General features: G+C 63.6%; 16 protein-coding genes. 4 read left to right on the top strand and 12 right to left on the bottom strand.

The window, feature by feature from the left end; translation table 11 throughout:
* Nucleotides 1-91 precede the first annotated feature (91 nt).
* The 3 genes from RM530_RS06520 to RM530_RS06530 all read right to left on the bottom strand — a co-directional run bounded on the left by RM530_RS06520 (nt 92) and on the right by RM530_RS06530 (nt 2,463).
* Nucleotides 92-757, bottom strand: a complete 666-nt coding sequence (locus tag RM530_RS06520; RefSeq protein ID WP_311364413.1) for a SanA/YdcF family protein — start codon at nt 755-757, stop codon at nt 92-94.
* A gap of 1 nt (nt 758) precedes the next feature.
* On the bottom strand, nt 759-1,160 hold the full coding sequence (locus RM530_RS06525; protein ID WP_311364414.1) for an MAPEG family protein: 402 nt from the start codon (nt 1,158-1,160) through the stop codon (nt 759-761).
* 121 nt (nt 1,161-1,281) lie between these two features.
* Nucleotides 1,282-2,463, bottom strand: a complete 1,182-nt coding sequence (locus RM530_RS06530) for a vWA domain-containing protein (RefSeq protein WP_311364415.1) — start codon at nt 2,461-2,463, stop codon at nt 1,282-1,284.
* Nucleotides 2,464-2,534: 71 nt separating this feature from the next.
* Here RM530_RS06530 and RM530_RS06535 point away from each other — a divergent pair, with 71 nt between their 5' ends.
* From RM530_RS06535 to RM530_RS06545, 3 genes are all read left to right on the top strand, one after another.
* Nucleotides 2,535-3,170, top strand: a complete 636-nt coding sequence (locus RM530_RS06535) for a DNA-3-methyladenine glycosylase family protein (protein WP_311364416.1) — start codon at nt 2,535-2,537, stop codon at nt 3,168-3,170.
* 29 nt (nt 3,171-3,199) lie between these two features.
* On the top strand, nt 3,200-4,735 hold the full coding sequence (gene hutH, locus RM530_RS06540) for a histidine ammonia-lyase (protein WP_311364417.1): 1,536 nt from the start codon (nt 3,200-3,202) through the stop codon (nt 4,733-4,735).
* Nucleotides 4,736-4,819: 84 nt separating this feature from the next.
* A complete protein-coding gene (locus RM530_RS06545) occupies nt 4,820-5,767 on the top strand; it encodes an aldo/keto reductase (protein WP_311364418.1) in 948 nt (315 codons plus the stop codon).
* A gap of 10 nt (nt 5,768-5,777) precedes the next feature.
* Here the strand turns inward: RM530_RS06545 and RM530_RS06550 are convergent, their stop codons facing one another.
* From RM530_RS06550 to RM530_RS06560, 3 genes are all read right to left on the bottom strand, one after another.
* Nucleotides 5,778-6,569, bottom strand: a complete 792-nt coding sequence (locus RM530_RS06550) for a M90 family metallopeptidase (protein ID WP_311364419.1) — start codon at nt 6,567-6,569, stop codon at nt 5,778-5,780.
* A gap of 4 nt (nt 6,570-6,573) precedes the next feature.
* Nucleotides 6,574-9,825 (bottom strand): UvrD-helicase domain-containing protein, encoded by a 3,252-nt coding sequence (locus RM530_RS06555; RefSeq protein ID WP_311364420.1) that lies wholly within the window; start codon nt 9,823-9,825, stop codon nt 6,574-6,576.
* Between the two features lie 153 nt (nt 9,826-9,978).
* Nucleotides 9,979-11,529, bottom strand: a complete 1,551-nt coding sequence (locus RM530_RS06560) for a GNAT family N-acetyltransferase (RefSeq protein ID WP_311364421.1) — start codon at nt 11,527-11,529, stop codon at nt 9,979-9,981.
* 186 nt (nt 11,530-11,715) lie between these two features.
* Between RM530_RS06560 and RM530_RS06565 the strand changes: the two genes are divergently transcribed.
* Nucleotides 11,716-12,864 carry a glycosyltransferase family protein gene (locus RM530_RS06565; protein WP_311364422.1) on the top strand — a complete coding sequence of 383 codons (1,149 nt, stop codon included), beginning with the start codon at nt 11,716-11,718 and terminating at the stop codon, nt 12,862-12,864.
* Nucleotides 12,865-12,942: 78 nt separating this feature from the next.
* Here RM530_RS06565 and RM530_RS06570 read toward each other — a convergent pair whose 3' ends face one another.
* The 6 genes from RM530_RS06570 to RM530_RS06595 all read right to left on the bottom strand — a co-directional run bounded on the left by RM530_RS06570 (nt 12,943) and on the right by RM530_RS06595 (nt 17,712).
* The gene (locus tag RM530_RS06570; protein WP_311364423.1) at nt 12,943-13,818 is read right to left on the bottom strand and encodes a PepSY domain-containing protein; all 876 of its coding nucleotides are present in this window, start codon (nt 13,816-13,818) and stop codon (nt 12,943-12,945) included.
* Between the two features lie 6 nt (nt 13,819-13,824).
* Entirely contained in the window at nt 13,825-14,559 is a 735-nt protein-coding gene (locus RM530_RS06575; protein ID WP_311364424.1) for an FMN-binding protein, read from the bottom strand.
* Nucleotides 14,560-14,672: 113 nt separating this feature from the next.
* The gene (locus RM530_RS06580; RefSeq protein WP_311364425.1) at nt 14,673-15,143 is read right to left on the bottom strand and encodes a group I truncated hemoglobin; all 471 of its coding nucleotides are present in this window, start codon (nt 15,141-15,143) and stop codon (nt 14,673-14,675) included.
* A gap of 89 nt (nt 15,144-15,232) precedes the next feature.
* Nucleotides 15,233-16,273, bottom strand: coding sequence for a DUF3034 family protein (locus RM530_RS06585; RefSeq protein WP_311364426.1), 1,041 nt, complete (start codon nt 16,271-16,273; stop codon nt 15,233-15,235).
* A 480-nt stretch (nt 16,274-16,753) separates the two neighbouring features.
* Nucleotides 16,754-17,104, bottom strand: a complete 351-nt coding sequence (locus RM530_RS06590; RefSeq protein ID WP_311364427.1) for a hypothetical protein — start codon at nt 17,102-17,104, stop codon at nt 16,754-16,756.
* Nucleotides 17,101-17,712, bottom strand: coding sequence for a tetratricopeptide repeat protein (locus tag RM530_RS06595; RefSeq protein WP_311364428.1), 612 nt, complete (start codon nt 17,710-17,712; stop codon nt 17,101-17,103). The genes RM530_RS06590 and RM530_RS06595 overlap by 4 nt, the downstream gene beginning before the upstream one ends.
* Nucleotides 17,713-17,719: the final 7 nt, after the last annotated feature.

Raw genomic sequence — 17,719 nt, forward strand, 5'->3', positions numbered from 1 at the left:
CTTTTTGGTTTAACAAGCACATCTACGCCAAACTTTCGATTTCCTCGCATGCCGAAGCCGCACGCATTGCGGCGCAACTGGGCATTGTCGGTCAGGTCACCTGAGGCTCCGCGGACTCACGTTCCAGTTCGATATCAACCGGCTCGCCCAGGAACTTCGGCGTGGTCCGCAGCAGGAACAGGTCCAGCACCGCCTTGACGCGCGCGAACACCTCGCGCGCGGGATGTCGGAATTCGGTACCGGGCGCCACATAGGCGATTGCGTCCAGACCCATCTTGCGGCCGATGAAGACCGCTCGGTAGGTGTGGTACTTCTGCGTGACCAGCGTGAAGCGCTCGAGTCCAAACACCGCCTTGGCGCGGCTCACCGAATCCAGCGTGCGATAACCGGCGAAGTCCATGGTGATCGCACTCGCCGGCACGCCCTTCTTGACCAGTTCCTGCCACATTCGACGTGGCTCGTTGTAGGTCGAATCCGGATTGGCGCCTGACACCACCAGATGCCGCACCTTGCCCAGTTCATAGAGCTGCGCCGCCGCGTCGATGCGCCCGCGGAAGTCCGCCGACAACGCGCCGCTCTTGGTGTAGGCGCTGGTGCCAAGAACGATGCCGACCTCGTTGGCCGGGATCAGCGACCAGTCCTCGAACACATAGGCATCGGTACTGTTGATGACCCAGCGATTGGATAGCAGTACCAGCAGCACGAAGACCGCAAAACCCAGCAGCAACCAGCGTTTGATCAGGCGACGAATTCGCAAGCTAGAGCAGTCCCACGATCATGTAGACAAACAGCGCCACCTGTACAAAGTAGAAAGTCGCGCGTAGCAGTACCAGCCATTGCGAGACGCCAATGAGATGCATCACGCTTTGCAGCACGCGGGCGTAGACCACCCACATCGCCACACCATCGGTCACGGCGCTCTTGTCGCTGAACACCGCCGCCATCACGATTGCGGCGAACACCGGCAGGTTTTCGAGACAGTTGATGTGCGCGTGCTCTGCGCGTTTGACCAGCCCGGGACGGTCGCGTTCGGCGCCACGTCCCCAGGAATTGGCCGGGACCCCTCGCGCGATCTCGAAGCCGCGCCACAGCAGCACGATCGCCACCACCACCAGCGTCCATGCCGTAAACAGCAATACCGCCATCACCGATGTACCCATCGTCGCTCTCCTCTGTCGTTTGTCGTTCTTTGGATGCCTGCCGGACCCTCGGCCCAATGTATTCTATCGGCTCGCTGCGCTCATGGCTCGGTCGCGAAGCGACGAACACCGAACCGCAGCCTCAGTGCATCAGTCGCCGCATGCCGCGATCGAGGCCGTCCAGCGTCAGCGGGAACATGCGGTCGGCACCGATCACCTCCTGCGTCATCCGCAGCGACGGCGTTTGGTCCCAGAAACGTTCCGGCTCGGGGTTGAGCCAGACCAGTTGCGGGAAGGTCTGCATCAGTCGCCGCATCCAGGTGGCGCCGGCCTCCTCGTTCCAGTGCTCGACCGAGCCGCCCGGTTGCGCGATCTCGTAGGGACTCATGGTGGCGTCTCCAACGAAGATCACCTTGTAGTCCGGGGTATAGCGGTGCAGCACGTCGTACAGCGGAATGCGCTCGGACTGACGGCGGCGATTGTCCTTCCACACCGATTCGTAGATGAAATTGTGGAAGTAGTAGTACTCCAGGTGCTTGAACTCGGTCTTGCAGGCCGAGAACAGTTCCTCGCAGGCGCGCACGTGCGGGTCCATCGAACCGCCCACGTCCAGGAACAGCAGCACCTTCACCGCGTTGCGGCGTTCGGCGACCATCTTCAGATCGAGATAGCCTGCGTTCTTGGCGGTGCTGCGGATGGTGTCATCGACATCCAGGATGTCCTGAGCGCCCTCGCGTGCGAAACGGCGCAGACGGCGCAGTGCCACCTTGATGTTGCGCGTGCCAAGTTCGACTGAATCGTCGAGGTTGCGAAACTCGCGCTTCTCCCAGACCTTGACCGCGCGCTTGTGCCCGGATTCGCCGCCGATGCGCACCCCCTCGGGGTTGTAGCCGCTGTGCCCGAATGGCGAAGTGCCACCGGTGCCGATCCACTTGTTGCCGCCGTGGTGCTGCTCTTTCTGCTCCTCCATGCGTTGACGCAGCGTTTCCATGAGCTTGTCGAGCCCGCCGAGCGCCTGGATCTGCGCCATCTCCTCGGGCGACAGGTGCTTCTCGGCCATGCGCCGCAGCCATTCCTCCGGAATGTCCGCGCCGAACACTTCATCGCCCAGGGTCTGCACGCCCTTGAAGTACGCGGCGAAGGCCTGATCGAAACGATCGTATTGCGATTCGTCCTTGATCAGGGTCGCGCGCGACAGGAAGTAGAAGTCGTCGATGCTGTAGATCGCGACGTGCTTGGACAAGGCTTCGAGCAATGTCAGGTATTCGGGCAACGAGGGCTTGAGGCCTGCGCTGCGCATCGTGAAGAAGAAGTTCTCGAGCATGGCTGCGTCCGGGTGGAGCCGTTTTCGAATGGTTCCGGCATTCTACGCGTTCCACCCCCAGCGTTACGCGCATGATCGAACCCGCCGTCATCAGCAAAGCGGAGCGCTACCTCAAGCGCGTCGATCCGCACATGAAGCGCCTGATCGCGAGCCACGGCCCCTGCACGCTCGGCGCGCGGCGGCGCGATCCGTTTCACGTGATCGCCACATCGATCATCTCGCAGCAGCTTTCTGTGCGCGCCGCCGACACCATTCAGGCGCGCGTGGAAGTCCGTGCCGGCGTGTGCGGCAAGCTCACGCCGCGAACACTGCTGGCGCTGACACCGGAGGACCTGCGCGCCTGCGGCCTGTCGAACGCCAAGGCACGCTGGCTGCATGCCTTGTCCGAGGCGCGCGCCAGCCGTCGCCTGTCGTTCCCGAAACTGGCGACACTCGACGACGAGTCGGCGATCGAGGTGCTCGACGCCCTGCCCGGTATCGGACGCTGGACTGCGGAAATGGTGCTGATCTTCGCCTTCGATCGACTCGACATCTTCTCGATGGGCGATGTCGGCCTGCGCCGCGCGATCAACCACATCTATCACGCCGGTGAAAAACTCGGCGACGCCGAAACCCTGGCGCTGAGCGAGACCTGGGCGCCGTATCGTTCGATCGCCAGCTGGTATCTGTGGCGGCTGGTCGATGGCAATCTGCAGGCTTGGGTCTGATCCCAGCTCTCTATCTCTGACGCGCACCTATGACATCATTAGAAACCCTGGTTCCCGGACAGGTCTCCCTGGCCCAGCTGCGCCGCATCTACCGCGAGGCACCGCCGCTGCGTCTGGCCGACTCGGCCTGGGCGCCAATCCGCGCGTCGCGCGAAACCGTGGACCGCATCGTCGCCTCCGGCCGCACCGTCTACGGCATCAACACCGGTTTCGGCCGACTGGCGCAGACCTCGATCGAAACCGCGCGACTGGCCGAACTGCAACGCAATCTGGTGCTCTCGCACAGCGTCGGCGTGGGGCCGGCACTGCCGGACGCCTTGGTACGCCTGATTCTCGTCACCAAGATCGTGTCGCTGTCGCGCGGCTGCTCCGGTGTCCGACCGGACGTCGTCGAGGCCCTGCTGAGGCTGTACCGCCACGACGTGCTGCCGATCATCCCTTCGCAGGGTTCGGTCGGTGCCTCGGGCGATCTTGCGCCGCTGGCGCATCTCGCCGCGGCGCTGTTGGGTGTGGGTGAAGTGCGTATCAGCGGCCAGCAGCGTCCAGCGTCGGAAGGCCTGGCCGCCGCTGGCCTGGCGCCGATCGAACTCGCCTCCAAGGAAGGTCTGGCCTTGCTCAACGGCACCCAGGTGTCGACCGCGCTGGCGCTGGCGGCGCTGTTCGAAAGCGAGGATGTCTTCGGCGCCGGACTGCTGGCCGGCGCACTGTCGCTGGAAGCGATCCAGGGCTCGATCAAGCCTTTCGATCCGCGTATTCATGCCGCGCGCGGGCAGTCCGGACAGATCGAGGTGGCGCGGGTGCTGCACGGCCTGATCGCAGGCAGCACCATCGTCGAATCCCACATCAACTGCTCGCGTGTACAGGACCCCTACTGCATTCGCTGCCAGCCGCAGGTGATGGGCGCGATTCTCGACCAGCTGCGTCAGGTCGCCGCGGTCCTGCAGATCGAGGCCAATGCCGCGTCCGACAATCCACTGGTGTTCGCCGACACCGACGAGGTGATCTCGGGCGGCAACTTTCACGCCGAACCGATCGCGTTCGCGGCCGACATCCTGGCGTTCGCCGCCACCGAAATCGGTTCGATCTCGGAACGGCGCACGGCGATGCTGTGCGATCCCTCGCTCAACGGCGGCCTGCCGGCCTTTCTGGTGACCCAGGGCGGGCTCAATTCCGGTTTCATGATCGCGCAGGTCACTGCCGCCGCGCTGGTCTCGGAGTGCAAGATGATGGCGCACCCGGCGAGCGTGGATACGATCCCGACCTCCGCCAGCCAGGAGGATCATGTGTCGATGGCCACGCACGGCGCGCGTCGCTCGCTGACGCTGGCCGGCAACGTCGCCCAGGTCGTGGGCATCGAGGCAATGGCGGCCTGCCAGGGGCTGGAACTGCACCGGCCGCTGCGTTCGACCGAAGCGGTCGAAGCGGTGTTCGAGGATGTACGCGGCCGCGTCGCCTACGTGGACCAGGACCGCTATCTGCAGCCCGACCTGCTGGCGATGCGCGACTGGGTACGCGACGGTGACAAGCCGGACAGCGTGCTCGCGCTGCTGCCGAGCCAAGCGTGAATCCGTGGCGCTCCGTCAGTATCGCTTCAGGCCGCACCCGCATGCTGATAGATTGACATCGGACCGCACTTCAGGAGATCGACCATGCAGATGCGCGAGATCGGCCGCTCCGGCATTCAGGTTGCACCGCTGGCTTTCGGTGGCAATGTGTTCGGCTGGACGCTGGACGAAAAGGCTTCCTTCGCGATGCTCGACGCCTTCGTCGACGCCGGCTTCAACCTCGTCGACAGCGCGGACATGTATTCGAGCTGGGTTCCCGGCCACGTTGGCGGCGAATCGGAAACGGTGCTCGGCAATTGGATCGCGCAAAGCGGCAAGCGCGATCGCATCGTGCTCGCCACCAAGTGCGGCAAAAGCATGGGCGAAGGCCGCTCGGGCCTGAGCGCCAGGTACATCGAGCAGGCCGTCGAAGCCTCGCTGAAGCGTTTGCAGACCGACTACATCGATCTCTATCAGGCACATGCGCCGGACCCGGCAACGCCGATCGAGGAAACCATGGATGCGTTCGACCGCCTGGTGCGCGCCGGCAAGGTGCGCGCGCTCGGCGCCTCGAACTATTCGGCGGACGAACTCTCGCAGGCCCTGGGCGCCAGCCGCAAGCACCACCTGATGCGCTTCGAGTCGCTGCAGCCGCTGTACAACCTCTATGACCGCGCGGACTACGAGGGTGGCCTGGCCGAACTGTGCGCGCAGGAAGGCCTGGCCGTGCTGCCGTTCTTTGCGCTGGCCTCCGGCTTTCTCACCGGCAAGTACCGCAAGCCCGAGGATCTCGAAGGACAGGCCCGCGCCGGCATGGTGGCCTCGAAGATGACCGATCGCGGCGTCGCCATCCTGCAGGCACTGGACCAGGTCTCAGAGCGGCTCGGCCTGAGCCCGGCGACCGTCGCAATCGCCTGGCTGCTGCAACGACCGACGGTGACGGCACCGATCGCCAGTGCGACAAAACCGGAGCACTTCGAATCGCTGGTCAAGGCGACGCAGGTGGAACTCGATGCCGAGGCGATCAGCCTGCTGGATTCGGCGAGCGCCTGAACGGAATCCGCTACGCCGTGTCGATCCGGTAGAAGCCGCGCAGCAGTTCGTACAGGGAGGCGTGACAGCGCTTCAAGGCGGCACCTTGCTGGAAGTAAGCCTCGCTCGCGACCGCGAAGAATTCGCCCGGCCCTTCGAGCCCGTAGTCGTCGAGCACCGGTGAAGCCTGCTCGTGCAGGCGGTCGTACTCGGCCTGCATGACGGCACTCCAGCGCGTGTAGTCGCTCAGCTGCGGCGCGCCGGCATCACTTGCATCGAGCTGATGCGCGAATTCGTGGACGACGACATTGACCGGATCACCGTCCAGCGCCGCTTCCACATCGGCCCAGGACAGAATCACACGACCGCTGTCGTGGGACTCTCCGATACGTTCGTCGGCTTCGTCGTCCACCAATTCGAACTCGCCGAACTCCACCGGGGCCGGCATCGGCGGCACCTCGAAAACCGACGGATACACCAGCACCGAACGCAGTGAGGGGAAGGTTCCGGACTCCGGCCGCAGCACCAGCAGACAGGCCTGCGCGGCGATCAGCCAGCGCATGTCTTCGCTGACCTCCAGCCCGTCGCAGCCGTAGTAACGCTTGTAGGCCAGGAATTCCTTGAGGCGCAGCTCGTAGAGCGCGCGCAGCTCCGGGCTCAGGCGATCGAGTACCGGCAGCGCCGCGCGCAGCATCGCCCAGCGGGCCGGTTCGATCGGCCGCGCCTGCAAGGCCCGCAGGCGGCGCTGTTCACGCGCCTTGTGCAGAAACGGCCAGGCGATCAGCCCGGCGGCAAATGCCGCCGCGAGCAGCATCCAGGCCATCGCCTCAGACCGCCTCCAGCTTGGCCAGGCTCAGAATCAGCCATTTGCTGCCGACATCCCGGAACGAGACCTCGACCCGGCCACGATCACCTTCGCCGTCGAAGGCGGTGATCACGCCTTCGCCGAATCGCGGATGACGCACGTGTGCGCCCAGCTTCAAGCCATTGCGCGGCGGCTCTCCAGCGAAGCGGCTGCCGAGCCCGGCGCTGCGCGGCGCGAAAGCCGGGCGCGAGGTACCGCTGCGCGGTCTCGTTTCCAGTACGCATTCTGCGGGGATCTCTCGCACAAAGCGCGAGGGCATGCACACCTGCTCCTGGCCGTGCAGGCGCCGCAGTTCCGCATAGGACAGGTAAAGCTGCCGGCAAGAACGGGTGATGCCGACGTAGCACAGGCGGCGTTCCTCCTCGATATTGCCTTCCTGCACGGCGCGCACATGCGGGAACAGGCCTTCTTCCAGGCCGACCATGAACACCGTCGGAAATTCGAGACCCTTGGCGGCGTGCAGGGTCATCAGCTGCACGCAGTCCTCGCCCTCGCCGGCCTGGCGCTCGCCGGCTTCCAGCGCGGCGTGCGTCAGGAACGAGGTCATCGGCGGTAGATCGTCCTCGGCGCTGTCCTCGAAACTGCGCGCGGCGGTGACCAGTTCGTCGAGGTTCTCCAGACGCGCCTCGGCCTGCTCGCCCTTTTCCTTCTTGTAATGCTCGCGCAAGCCGCTCTGTTCGATCACGCGGTCCATCACCACACCCAGCGCCTGATCGTCCGCCTCACGCGCGAGGCGGTCCACCAGATCCTGAAACAGGGCCACCTTGCCGGCCGAACGGCCCAGCGCCGAAGCGCCGGTTTTCGCGGCATTCCACAGCGACACGCCCTGTTCGCGCGCAACCGCGCGCAGGCGTTCCATGGTGGTGTTGCCGATGCCGCGCGTGGGCGTGTTGACCACGCGCTCGAAGGCCGGATCGTCATCGCGATTGCCGATCAGGCGCAGATAGGCCAGCGCGTCGCGAATTTCCATGCGTTCGAAGAAGCGCAGGCCGCCGTAGATGCGATAGGCCAGCCGCGCCCGGATCAGGCCCTCTTCGAGTACACGCGACTGGGCGTTGGAGCGGTACAGAATCGCCATGTCCTGCAAGGGCGTGCCGCGCTCGTGCGCTTCGCGAATTCGGCTGACGACGAAATCGCATTCGTCGAGATCGTTGAACGCCGCGTACAGCTGGATCGATTCGCCATCGCCGGCATCGGTCCAGAGCTGCTTGCCCATGCGCTCGGAATTGCGCGCGATCAGGCCATTGGCAGCCTTGAGGATGGTGCCGCTGGAGCGGTAGTTCTGTTCCAGACGTACCACTTCGTTGCCCGGAAAGTCGCGCGTGAACTTGACGATGTTCTCGACCCGCGCGCCTCGCCAGCTGTACACGGAGTTGTGCGTCAGCAGCCCCCCGGCCGCGAAATTGTGGGTCTTTTCGATGTTGAGGTCGTAAACCGGCAGCGCCTCGTCACAGCGCGAAATCGACTCGACGGTATCGAACGCACCCTCCTCCGTGACCAGCGCCATTCCGGGACGCAGGCTGGCGGCACGCACGAAGCGCAAGGAACGTCGGCCCAGACGCGCCGACAGGATCATTTGAGCATCGAGACTCTTGCAGGCGCGTTCGGCAATCGTCATCACTTCACCGAAATCCTTGCGGCAGATTTCGAAGCGCCAGCTTCGCGAACCCTTTTTCGCCTCGCGCACCGACAGGCCGAGCCGCTGTAAGACTTCGCGCCCCGCCTCGTCATTGCCGACGATGGAAATCCTGTGCATCGGCGAGGCCCCGCGACGCCCCCCGCACAAGGTCACGACGACGTTACGTCGATTCGAATCACGGGACTGCGGACAATGATGTGGCTGCGTCCAGTCCAGGCCGAGGTCGTCGAGCAGGCGTCGTCCGCCCGACTCGGTGTCGAGCGACGCGAATACGCGTGCAATCGCCGCTTGATCGTGGACCAGTCCATTCGTCGACTTCCCGGTACGAGCCACGAACGGCAGCATCGGGATGGCGTAGCGCAGGCCCATGATCACTTCGTCGGCACGGGCGGCAGACTCCGAGCTGTGTGCCGCGAGTATCCAGGCCGCATCGGCGTGCTCCTGAAGGCGGCGCTGCTCGACGCCGAGCTTCGGTCTGGCAATGCCGCGCGTGTAGGACTGCGAAGTGCCGATCCGGAATCCGACACCGCGCTTGTACATCAGGTAGGTGAAGTAGAGTTGCGGCGTCTCGCCCAGAACATAGCGCGCAAAATGGGTATGTTCGGGAGTACTGAGCAAACGCCGCCCCCCAGCCGTGCGGATTTCAACGAGCCCCCGGCGGCGTCCGCGTGACAAGGTCTCGGTGACGACCGCCGCGCGCACCTCTCCGCTACCGTAGCCGGACACCACGCGATCCCCGGCCCGGATTCGCTCGATCGGCACGCGCGATCCGTCCGCGAGCGTGACCGGCGTACCGGCCGCGAGACACTGATCGTCATCACCCACCACGAACAACTTCCCCGAATCGCCCGCGAGTACACGCAGCCATTTGTACTGCAGGGTGTTGGTGTCCTGGAACTCGTCGACCAGAATGTGGCGAAAGCGGTTGCGGTAGTGCTGGCGGATAGCGGGATCGTCGCGGCACAGCTCGAAGGCGCGCAGCAGCAGTTCGGCGAAATCGACCAGCCCGGCCTGCTCGCAGGCATTGTGGTAGGCGCTGTAGATGCGCACCAGCTGGCGCTGCGAGAAATCGCCACGATCGTCGAAATCCTCGGGGCGCCGAGCCTCCTCCTTCTGCGCGTTGATCCAGCCGGTGACGGTCTTCGGCGGCCAGCGATCCTCCGGAAGGTCGAGCCCCCGCAACACGCGTTTGATGAAGCGCAGCTGGTCATCGGCATCCATGATCTGGAAGTTCTGGTGCAGGCGCGCTTCCTTGTGATGCAGGCGCAGCATGCGGTGCGCGATGCCGTGGAAGGTACCGACCCACAGCGCGCGTACCGGCATGTCCAGCAGCAGTTCCAGACGATGCCGCATCTCGGCGGCGGCCTTGTTGGTGAAGGTGACCGCCAACACCGAATGCGGCGAGACGTTCTCGACCGAGATCAACCAGGCGACGCGGTGCACCAGCACGCGGGTCTTGCCGGAGCCGGCACCGGCCAGCACCAATCGGTGCTCCGGCGGCGCGGTGACAGCCTCGCGCTGGGCATCGTTGAGGCCTTCGAGGAGAGGGGTGATGTCGTCGTCGTCAAATCGCATCGCGCGATTCTACCGGCCCGCGCCCGGCGTCCACCGGAACAGACAGAGCAGGGCAAGCACGAACAGCAGCTGCGCGGCGAAGGGTACTCAGACCCAGGCGCTCGGTCGCCTCAGACAGCAGCAGGGCGGCGCCCAGGGCCGGCACCACGCGATTCACGGCGCCGACGGCCCGCGCCACACCACCGAGTACAGGTCGTGCCGTCGATCCTTGAGGTTGCGGACCGTGCCGTGCACCCGGGCCGTGGCCAGGGCCGAAAGGTCGACATCGGCAAAGGCGATCATTTCCACGTTGGGCGTGGTGTCGGCCGCCACGCCATCGCGCGCGAATGGGAAATCGCAGGGCGTCAGGATGCAGCTCTGCGCGTAGTGAATGTCCATGTTGTGCACGCGCGGCAGGTTACCGACGTTGCCGGCGGCGGCCACGTAGATCTGGTTTTCGACCGCGCGCGCCTGGGCGCAGTAGCGCACACGCAGATAGCCTGAGCGTTCCTCGGTGGAAAACGGCACGAACAGGATGTTGACACCCTGGTTGACGAGATGCCGCGTCAACTCTGGAAACTCCGCGTCGTAGCAGACCAGCACGCCGATCGGCCCACAGTCGGTTTCGATGGCGCGCACATAATCGCCGCCCTCGATCTGCCACCAATAGCGCTCGGCCGGTGTCGGATGAATCTTGGGCTGCTCGTGCACCGAGCCATCACGCAGGAACACGTGCGCCACGTTCAACAGCCGGCCATCGGCTTCGAGCTGCGGATGCGAGCCGGCGATGATGTTGACGTTGTAGCGAATCGCCAGATCCTGGAAGAGGGCTTCCAGGCGCTCGTTGTAGTCGGCCAGCTTGAGGATGGCCTCGCGCGGCTTCATCGCTTCGTTCTCGATCGACAGCAGCTGGAATGCGAAGTACTCGGGAAACACGACGAAGTCGCACTTGTAGTCGGCCACGGTATCGACGAAGTAGCGCACCACGCGCGCGAATTCGTCGAAGGACGGAATCTGTCGCTGGAAATACTGGACGGCAGCGATGCGCACCGTCGACGGCCCGCGATCGGGTGCACTGAAGGCCCGTGTGTGATCGCGCCGCGCGGCCGGATTGCGCCACAGCATGTGGGTGGCGTGGCCGCGCGAGTCGCGGTCCGAGGGGATGTAGTCGTGCAGCACGCCGAGGTACTCGAAGCCCTGGCGTAGTTGGAAGGTCATCACCGGATCGCGCACGGTCTGCTTGTGCACGGCTTCGCAGTAGGCATCCGGCGATTCGAACTGGCGCTGGCGTCGCCCGTAGCCGGGAATCCGGCCGCCGAAGACGATACCGTCCAACCCGAAGTCCACGCACAGCTTGCGCCGCGCCTGGTAGAGCCGCTCGCCGAGCCTGCGCCCGCGAAGGTCCGGGTCGGTGCAGACCTCGTAGCCGTAGAGGTAGTCGCCGTCCGGATCGTGCGTGCTGCCGTAGCCACCTCCGGTGATCTGATGCCAGGTATGACGTCCCAGCGCGCGCTTCGCCGAAATGATCAAGGTGGCGCAGTAGCCGACGATGTTGCCGTCGAATTCCGCCACCAGATGGCCTTCAGGGAAATGATTGACCTGTCCGCGCAATTGATCCAGGGAATAGCCGTCTTCCCCGCGGTAGGCCTTTTCGATGAGCTTGTGGATCGCACCGATATCGGTCGGTTCCGCACGTCGGATCGTCAGCGTCTTGGTTCTTGGCATACCACTCGTCTTGCTGCGCCCAGGTATCCGGGCAGTGGCTGATTATGTCAGCGCAGCGCTGTCTACCGGATGAGTCCAATCGGTTTTTGTGCACTTTGGCTCGATGTCACCGAATGGTCATTGCTCTGTCATATCCCGATCAAGGCGCGCCCGTAGCGTGGCCGATGACAAAGTAGGGGAAATGCCATGCGAATCGCATATGGAGTGATGGGCTACGGGCGCGGCCACGCCATGCGCACCATGAGTGTGTTGCCGAGCTTGATGAAGCAGCATGAAATCACCGTGTTCGCCGGCGGCGACGCCTACGACGTGCTGGCGCCACTGTTTCCCACAGTGCGAATACCGACGATCGGTTACGTCTACAACTCGCGCGGATCGCACTCTCTGCCGCGCAGCATGGCACGCAATCTCGCGCCGATGGCCGATCTTTTATGGCGTGGGCACGGCAGTGACTGCGTCGATCGCGAGATCAAGAGTCGCGGCATCGACCTGGTGATCTCGGATTCGGAAGCCTGGACGCATCGCGCCGCGCGGCGCCTGGGCCTGCCGCGCATCAGCTTCGACCACATCGGCATCATCGCCTACTGCAAGCCGCATTTCCCGGCCGACCTGTGGCTCAGCGGCATGCGCGATGCCTGGGGCTACCGCCAGCTCATGGGCGTACCGGAACGCATCCTGCTGTCGAGCTTCTATCCGGCCGAGCCGGCGTATCCGAACACCAGCATCGTCGGACCGATGCTGCGCGACGAGATCAAGCGCATCAAGCCCCAAAATGGCGACTACCTGCTGGCCTACTTCAACAAGGGCGACCATCAGTACCTGCCGCATATCGACCGCGCGCTGCGCCTGCTCGACATGCCGGTCGTGGTCTACGGGACTCCGCTGCGCGGCCAGGTCGAGAATCTCGACTTCCGCGCGCCGTCCAACGAATGGTTCGTGCATGACCTGGCGCATTGCCGCGCGGTCCTGTCGACCGCCGGCAACCAGTTGATCGGCGAGGCGATCCATTTCGGCAAGCCGTTTCTGGCACTGCCGGAGCAGGCTTTCGAACAGCGGCTCAACGCCTACATGATCGAACGCATGGGTGTCGGCATGCGTGCCGAACTCGGCACGCTGACACCGAGCGACATCGACCGCTTCCTGGCCCAGTACGACTACTACCAGTCGAACACCAGCATGCATGCCGGCGACGGCCGCGCGCAGGCCGTGCAGACGCTGCTGCGGGATATCGACGAACTCGGCGGCTCGCAGCACCGCAAGATCCGCAACCGCGGCGTCGGCGTCCGCGGCAAAGACGGGCGACGTGTGCCGCTGGCCGCCGCGCGGCCGGCCTGATGTCCCCCATTTTGATGGAGTGCTCGTTGCCCGGCCTAGCCTTTCCCTCCAGAAAGACCTCGCCGCCCCGGTTGAGTGCTATCGTCGTCGCTTGCTGGTACGCCACATCATCCACACGCCGCTGATCGACAGCAGCATTGCGGCAATCCCGACGGCATTGATCACATAGGCACCGAATCGCCCGAACAGGCGCCCGCTGTGCGCGTCCACCAACACGTGCTCCAGAGAGACGGTCGGTCGCGAATACGGCTCCATCGCGGCACGCTGCTCGGCGTCCAGCGCCGTCGCTGACGACCACTGCACGCGCCGGCCTTCGGGCAAGGGTTCCCAGTCCAGGCCATCCACGGTCGCGTAGACATCCAGATCCTGGATCGCGATCTGATCACTGCCTTCAACGCGACCGAGACGGCGGATTTCCTCGACCGGCAGCAGGTATCCGCTGAGCTCGTCGACGCGGCCGCCGTCGGGCGTGTACAGCAGCAGCTTGTCGCTGCCGGCGACGAACATCAGCGGCGATTCCGGCGTACCGCCGACCGCGAAGCCCACCGGATTGGCAACATGGTCGGAAAGCGCCTTGCCGTCCATAACGGTGCTCTCCGGCGTCGCCGCGATCCAGTGCCCACCGGTCGCGAAACCGGAACGCGGCGGCGAGGGCTTGAGGCTGTACAACGACATCACCCACGGCCAGTCGATGCGCACCGTGTCGTAGCCCCAGTCCGCGCTCTGATTGATCAGAAAGCCGCTGGCGCCGAGCCAGCCCATGAAAATGAAGGCAAACAGGCCCGCACGCTTGTGCCAGGTGCGCAGCGTCATCGTCAGGTTGGGCTTGCGCGTGGCACTGCTGGACCGCGACACCGAAACCGTCACGACCTGAGTGCGCCAGCGCCGCATCCTCGCGGTGAAGCCGGGACCGATCGCCGTATTTTCAGTGACCGTCAAGTTCTGCTCACTCATGACCGTCTACCGCGTGAGCGCGTCGAACTCGATTGCAGTTCGCGCCATTCGTTTCATCATTTCAACCGAATAGGTCGCTCCGGCGATGTTGTCGACCGATTGGTCGAGTCCCCCGCCATTGGCATGCGCGCCGGTCAGCTGCTGCAGGAAATAGCCTTCACCGACCTGCTCGCCGCGTGACTCACGGTAGTAGATCACGCGGGCCGCGACGATCGCACCATTCTCCACAGCGAATGCGGCGGTGGTGGGCTGATAGCCTTCCTTGCCGAGATCGTCGAATACCCACGCGGTACGCGCACCATTGGTCCAGTAACGCACGCGCGACTGCGGAAATGCGCGACCGTAGACGGCCTGGACGCGCGAGGCCGCTGCTCCATCGAGATTGAGTACGCCCGCGACCGGGCGACTCCCGGCAAAGGCCTCACCGATGAAGGCCTCGGGCGTCTGGAAAGTGATGCAGACCGGCGGCGTGCAGCTGTCGACCGCCTGCGCCGAGCCCATGCCGAAGCTCAACAACAACAAACCGACAGCGGTGGCGACGAACATCGATTGTGCATGACGGCGCATCAGGTCCAACCCGCCGATCCGCAAGCAGGCGGTGATGCGCTGTACCGGCACATTCTTTTGGTTTGGGGAGTATTTATTCATTAGTCTTGATAAATTCGGCGGCTCAGTCGAAATATTTTGAAGACATGACCGACGACGAACCCGGCCATCCCGGATGTCGCCGACCGGCTTCACTACACATTGAAGAAGGCGAAGCGGCGGGCTGCACACTCGTTTGTGCAGACCCAGCGCTCCGCCCCCGACGTGTCGCAAGCTGATCCACTACCTTCGAGGATCAACAACAACGCCTAACGCGTGACGATGTCTTTGGTAAACGGCGCCAAGGCATTGATCAACTGGTTACAGGTGTGATAGGCGATCACGTTGCGTTCACAGGCGTTGTAGGCCGCCTCCACAACCGCATTGAACTCGGTCATGGTGATGCCGAGGTCGGCGTGCGCCGCGCTCATGCTGGCGCCCTGGTACTCGTTCGGGCCGCCCAGAACCATCGTTTCCAGCTGGGTGTTGAGGAACACCTGACGCTCGACGTTACCGAACTCCTTGAAAATGTGATTGATCCGGTTATCGAGCATGATGTAATAAAACAGGCTCTCAACCCAGTTGTGCACACCTTCACGCCCGCCGAACTTGGCAAGACTGTCGGATTCGACACCGAGGATGGGATTGGTGGGCTGCTCGGCTGCGATCGTTGTTTGCGCCGAGGCAAAAAACAGCGTGGCACCGAACAGGGCGGTGAAAATCTTGCTGGTCCGTTTCATGACAACCTCCATTGACTAGCCTTTGACTAGCCTTGTGACTCTCGTTGAAAGAGCGGTGCCCTGGCGGCACCGCCGTGTATCGGGTTTACCTAGAACGTCGCGTGCAGCGACAGGTAAAAGCCGTTCTGGTCCTCGGCGACGGCGATATTGCCAAGCATCAGGTAAGCCATCGTGATCGAATAGTTCTTGCTCGGCGCATAAGCGAAGAAGAAATCCCACCAGTCGCTTTCTTCCTTCTGCATCAAGGCGTCTTGGATACCGGGAAGCAGGTCGTCCAGCACCGAGGTCGTCAAGCCCAGAACATCGACGCCGCGATTGTCAAGATTGTCGCCGTGCATCGTGTACTCGAAACCGATGGCGAAATTCTTCTGCAACAGATGAGCCACCGACACCTCGGCACGGACTTCCTTTTCATTTTCACAATCTCTCCTGAGAGCGTCGTGGCACACACCAAACCCCGTCAGACCGGTCTGGTTTGCCGAGGTATAACGCGCCGTAACGTTCACGAGCGTGCTGTAGCGGAAGAACACCTTGGTGAACGCGGCGTAGGCTTCCCAGTCTTCCGTTTCGGCAGCGCCGAGCGTGCCTTCAACAAATGCCGGGTCCTTGTTTTCCTTGTAGAGGAAACCAATCGACGTCTGCGGGATCCAGCTGTCCGAGGTGTAGACGGCGTCACCGAACAATCGCAGCTTTGCGCCATAGGTCGTCATGTGGATCGTCGAACCGTTCGGATTCAGCCCATTGTCGGCGCCGAGCAGACCGTCAAGAGCGAGTGCCGCGACATCCACCGTCGTAAGGTCGTCGGTCACAAGCTTCGCGTCGACGATCGACAGCTCGAAGCGATCGAAAAAGCCAATCGATCCCCCGAAGAAGTTGATGTCGTAGTTCGGCAGCTTCACATAGGTGAAGCCCACACCGCCGTTGATGCCATCGCGGGTTTCGTAGCCTGTAATGGTGGCCCAGGGCACGGCACCGCCGCCGCCAGCACCATCAATGGTGAACACGCCGCCGGTGAGAAACACCTTGCCATCGTTATACCAATCCGCCCATGCCGCGTTGCTGCAGACGGTGGCGCCCAAAATCGCCGCGCATTGAAGTAGACGCAGTTTGCTCCCTCTGACCCCTTTCATGTCCTCAACTCCTTTTGTGGATTTCACGCTGTAGCCCTGAAAACTCCGCCATCGCTCGGTATGGACCGGCTGATTGCGGGCAAAAAAAAACGTCCACTTGCTGGCAGCAAAGCCAACAGGTGGACGTCGATATCCGTTCAACCGAGCTTCTTTGCCCGGTTTGTTTGGTGTCGTACGACTACGTGTCGCAGACAGGTCTAACTAAGCAATCGGCGTGCCATTCATGGGTAAATTCTCGCCAGACTGCCTGTACGTCATTGTTTTTACGGTTATTTCCAGACATCACCAAATTCATCGACACATTGTCGTCATCGACTGAAGCGCAAAATTCACACTGCTGTGGGATTCGGTCTGGCTGCGATACCCGATTGCGATACCCGATCTGGCCCCGTGCCAGTGCGCTGCACCCCGAATCGGTGCAACACCGCTTCAGTTGTTGGAGCGTCGCCTTCCGTACCGATCGGCAACGCGCTCATTGCCTCAGCGCGTGCGCTCCAGCCGTGCACGCCGATACGCGGTACGGCTGTCTTCGTATTCCGCATCACGCTCGAAACTGTCGGCCGAGATCGCCGTTGGCGTGGAGACGATGATGCGAGGCGGATGGTCCAGATCGTCCGGCCGCTCTTCCTTCCAAGGCACGATGAACAGGCCCAGCGCGGCGTCTTGGTCACCGACGATGGTCGCACCCAAACCAGCGGCCGGACCCACCGTTGGTTCCTCCGCCGCTTGCGACTGGCTGCTGTCCTTTCCTTCGGGCCGCGCGTGGACCGTGCCGGCCATCAGCAGCGCGGCCAGGATCATTGCGCGGTGCGTGCTGATCCGTGCATTCATGGCGTCATCTGCGCGCTGGCGACCGACGTGGCCGGCGATGGCACGCCCTTGGTTTCGAGCTCCTTGATCCAGGCACTGACGATCAGACGCGGATCGTCGGCCTGATCCCGGTAGTCCCGGTAGTGCTCCAGAGCCTGCTGCGGACGTCCCAGCGCAAGCTCATACAGAATGGCCAGATTCAGATGCGCGGCGGCGTAATTCGGCTGCACCTCCAGCGCCTTCAGATAGGCCGCCTCGGCGCGCCCGAAGTCGCCAGTCTCGCGGTACAGGGTACCCAGCCAGTTCAAGGCCACGGCATTGTTGGGGTTGGCGGACACGGCCTGCGAGAAGCTCGCCACGGCGTCGCCACGCTGGCGACCACTGGCGTACAGAATCCCAAGATTGGTCAGCGGGCCCGAGAAGCTGGGATATTCGCGCGACAGCGCCAGCAGTTCCTCGCGCGCGGTATCCGGCCGCGTGCGCATCATCTGCAGCGCTGCGCGGAATCGTTCGTCCGCCGCGTCATCATGAGCGACTTGCGCGCTCGCCATCTCCGCGCCCACCGGGGCGCGCGAGGCGCGGGGCGCAGTGGTGGTACAACCCGCCGCCAGAATGGCGAGCAGGGCCAAAGTCAGA

It is taken from the genome of Banduia mediterranea, from assembly GCF_031846245.1.
In the GTDB taxonomy this organism is placed as follows: domain Bacteria; phylum Pseudomonadota; class Gammaproteobacteria; order Nevskiales; family Nevskiaceae; genus Banduia; species Banduia mediterranea.